Origin of the sequence: Sphingobium sp., assembly GCF_048594625.1 — a bacterium.
Classification (GTDB): domain Bacteria; phylum Pseudomonadota; class Alphaproteobacteria; order Sphingomonadales; family Sphingomonadaceae; genus Sphingobium.
Map to the genome: position 1 here is coordinate 1 of NZ_JBMDWL010000064.1, position 3467 is coordinate 3467.

General features: G+C 64.8%; 2 protein-coding genes. Both read right to left on the reverse strand.

Annotated features, from left to right (window positions below):
- Positions 1-14 precede the first annotated feature (14 nt).
- Complete coding sequence (mdoH, locus tag ACOJSJ_RS07770) at positions 15-1892, reverse strand: glucans biosynthesis glucosyltransferase MdoH (RefSeq protein ID WP_420144415.1); 1878 nt, start codon at positions 1890-1892, stop codon at positions 15-17.
- Positions 1893-1953: 61 nt separating this feature from the next.
- A complete protein-coding gene (locus ACOJSJ_RS07775; protein ID WP_420144416.1) occupies positions 1954-3441 on the reverse strand; it encodes a glucan biosynthesis protein in 1488 nt (495 codons plus the stop codon).
- Positions 3442-3467 lie beyond the last annotated feature (26 nt).

The following is a 3467-nucleotide window of genomic DNA, read 5'->3' on the forward strand; positions in this document are numbered from 1 at the left end:
CCGAAATATCCTGCTTATTCGTCGTTGGCTGCCATCGGCCCGATGCCCTTCTTGTCGCCGGTGGGCCAGCGGAAGCGCAACGGGCGATAGCTTTGGGCGCGCCACCATGGGGCGGCGACCTGAAACAGGCCGCTTTCTTCCGCCCGGCGGCCCAGATCCTTGCGTGCGGTCACGGCCGCCAGCACCGGTGCGGCGAACAGGCCGGCGACCACCGGGGACATCCAGCCAAGGCTGCCCGCCTTCACCGCCAGCACCGTCAGCAGGACGCCCAGCAACAGATGCCATTTGAACAGCCATACCGCGCTGGTGATCGCCATGCCGTCGCGGTCGCGGGTCTGGCCATTCCAGCTGGCCTTGCGCCCCATCATGATACCGAACAGGTTGATCGTCTGCGTCAGCATCGCGACCGGCGCCATCAGGATGGACAGGATGATGTCGACCATCACGCCCCGCGTCATCCGGCTCGCCCCGCCAAAGCCGATGCGCCGTGCGGGGTCGGCCATCGCCCACAGGATCGCCAATATCTTCGGCCCGAACAGCAGAACCACGGTCAGCGCCAGCAGCCCGCCCGAAGGAAGCACGGCGGTCGGCGGCCATATGCCGCTGATCGCGCCGCCCAGCACCACCAGCATCAGCGCCAGCCAAAGCGGCGACGTGCAATAGGCGGAAGCCCCCACCAGCAGCTGGAACCGGCTGACCGGATGCAGCCCCTTGATCTTCACCAGCAACGGCACATGCTGGATATTGCCCTGACACCAGCGCCGGTCGCGGGTGAACAGGTCGGGCATGGATGGCGGAAATTCTTCGAAACTGTCGTCGGCGGTGACCATATGGACATCCCACCCGCGACGACGCAGCAGCGCGGCTTCCAGCATGTCGTGGCTTAATATGTGCCCCCCAAACGGTGCGCGGCCCGGCAGTTCGGGCAGGCCGCAGCTCTGGGCAAAGGCGCTGACCCGCACGATGGCGTTATGGCCCCAGAACATGCCTTCCGATCCCGCCCACCATATCATCCCGGCAGCCGAGGTGGGGCCAAACAAACGGCTGGCAAATTGCTGCCACCGCGCGAACAGCGTTGCCGCCCCCATGACGGTGGGCACCGTCTGGATCAGGCCGACGTGCGGATGCCGCTCCATATCGGCGGCAAGGCGCGCCATGGTCTGGCCGCTGACCACGCTGTCCGCGTCCAGCACCACCATATAGTCATAGGCGCCGCCGAAGCGGGTCACCCATTCTGCGATATTCCCGGGTTTGCGCCCGACATTGATGGCGCGGCGGCGATAATGAACGGGTCGGGAAAAGGATGCGCGCATTTCCTGATAGGCGCGCCGTTCCGTCTCCCCGCTTTCGGCGTTGGAATCGGACAGGATGAAGAATTCGAACCGTTCCCCGCCCATCACCTGCGCCAGCGATCGCTCCATGATCGACAGGCGGCCCAGCACGCCCAGAAAATCTTCGTTGCAGACCGGCAGCAGGATCGCGGTCTTGCCTTTCAGCGGGGTCGATGCATTGAGCGGACGGGGTGTGACGCTGCGCCCCTTGCCCACGGTCAGCAGCAGGAAACCGACCAGCGCGGTCGCGAAACCGAAAGCAATCCAGGCAAAGAGCGGAATGAACAGGGCAAGATAAACGCCCTCCATCGCGGAAATGCCATCCAGCCCGATCGAGCGGCGCATTTCGTGCCCGGCCATCGCGGCGGGCAGCAGCGCCATGATGACGACCAGCAACCGGCGCGCCCATATGTCGATATTCAGGGGACGGCGCAGCGTCAGGACCGGCCGGGCGGCGAAATCCTGTTCCGGCATGGCCAGCGGCGCTTCCGCAGGCACCTGTTCAAAGGCACGCGCCAACGGCTTCGCGTCCGGCGCCTGCGCGCCTTCGTTCCCCATCATTCCATTGTCCATCGCGATTGACCCAAGGCGTTAGAACCGCCCGATCCCGCGACGGTTCCGTTCATACGCCTAAAGGATAATGCACATATTCACTCGCAGGGCGATTGCCAGCCCGCAATTGCAGCCGAATATCGGCCGACTTGCCCTGCGGACGCCGTATGTCGAGCACCGTCCGGAACAGCCCTTCGCGGCCCAGAACGGGATATCCGGCCTTCTTGATCAGCGTCCCGCCGCTCACATCGGCCCAGATGTCGGGCTTGGCACCGGCGGCGACACCCTGAAAATCGATGACCAGCCGGTCGGCATCGGGCGTATCGCCCCGGCCGCGCCAGACATTTTCGATGGTGGCAATGCCGTTCGAAGCTGGGGATCGCGCCGCCGACCAGTCCAGCCTATAGGCAAGGTCGATCTGCCTGCCCACCCTCGGCGCGGCGTCGGGTGTCCAGTAGGCCGCGACATTATCGGTATATTCGCTGTCGGTCGGAAAGGCATAGAGGCGCACATTGCCCGCACCCAGCGGCTTTGCCGGGGTCGCCCATAATGTCGGGCGACGATCGTAAAAGACGCCGTCATCCTGATAATGATCGAAATCGCGATCCCGCTGCAACAGGCCGAACCCTGTGGGGCTGACTTCATTGAAGGCGCTGAAATGCGGGGCGGATGGGTTGACGATCGGCCGGGCATGGGCGGTGCCGTCGGCCGATGCGATCGACAGCAGGTCGCTGTCATGGATTTCCGGTCGCCAGTCGGTGCCCTGCGTCCGGTTGGCCTGATCGTACCAGAACATGCTGGTCATCGGCATCAGCCCCAGTTCGGGGATCGCCCGGCGCGGGAAGAGCGCGGCGGTCACATCCTGTTTCACCCCATCGCTGCCAAGGCTGCTGACGAAGCGATAGGCGCCGGTGATCGACGCCCCGTCCAGCAGGGCATAGACGGTGACGCTGCTGTTGCCGGTCCGCTCCAGCCAGAAATGGGTAAAGCGGGGAAATTCCTCCTTCCCCTGAAGGCTGGTGTTGATCGCGATGGCGCGCGCCGACAGGCCGAACTGCTTCTGCGGGCTGGGCGCGCGGAAATAGCTGGCGCCCAGAAAAGAAAGCCAGTCGCCGTCGCGCTTTGCGTTCATGATGCGGAAACCGGCAAAGCCCGCATTGGCGCCCAGCGCCTTGACCGCGTTGCCCGTCGGCGCATCGAACATGTCGGGATCGTAGCGCAGCGGGGTGGCGCGGCCTTTTTCCACGGTCGAAATGGCAACGGGCTGTGCGGCATATTGCGACAGGGGAAAGAAGCGGATGCCGGTGTCGCCGGGCAGCTCGCCCCACAGGGTGCGATCGTCGCGGAAGCGCGCTTCATGTTGGGCGACATAATCGACCTTCGCCGCGCCGGGGTGGGGCGGCGTTTCCTTGTAGGGGGACCGGGCCAGCTTTCTGGCCTGATCGATCAATATGTCCCACGAAAAGGCGTCGCCGCGCGTCTGCGCGTACAGCATGTCGGGCATGAGGAGGGCGGCGCCGGAGGCGGCGATCATCGCGCGCCGGTCTATCTTGATCATGGGCTTCATCATGGACAGCCGAAACG

Coding starts and splice junctions, on each gene's coding strand:
- mdoH (WP_420144415.1), bottom strand. CDS start 1,892: ATGATGGGGAACGAAGGCGCGCAGGCGCCGGACGCGAAGCCGTTGGCG.
- ACOJSJ_RS07775 (WP_420144416.1), bottom strand. CDS start 3,441: ATGATCAAGATAGACCGGCGCGCGATGATCGCCGCCTCCGGCGCCGCC.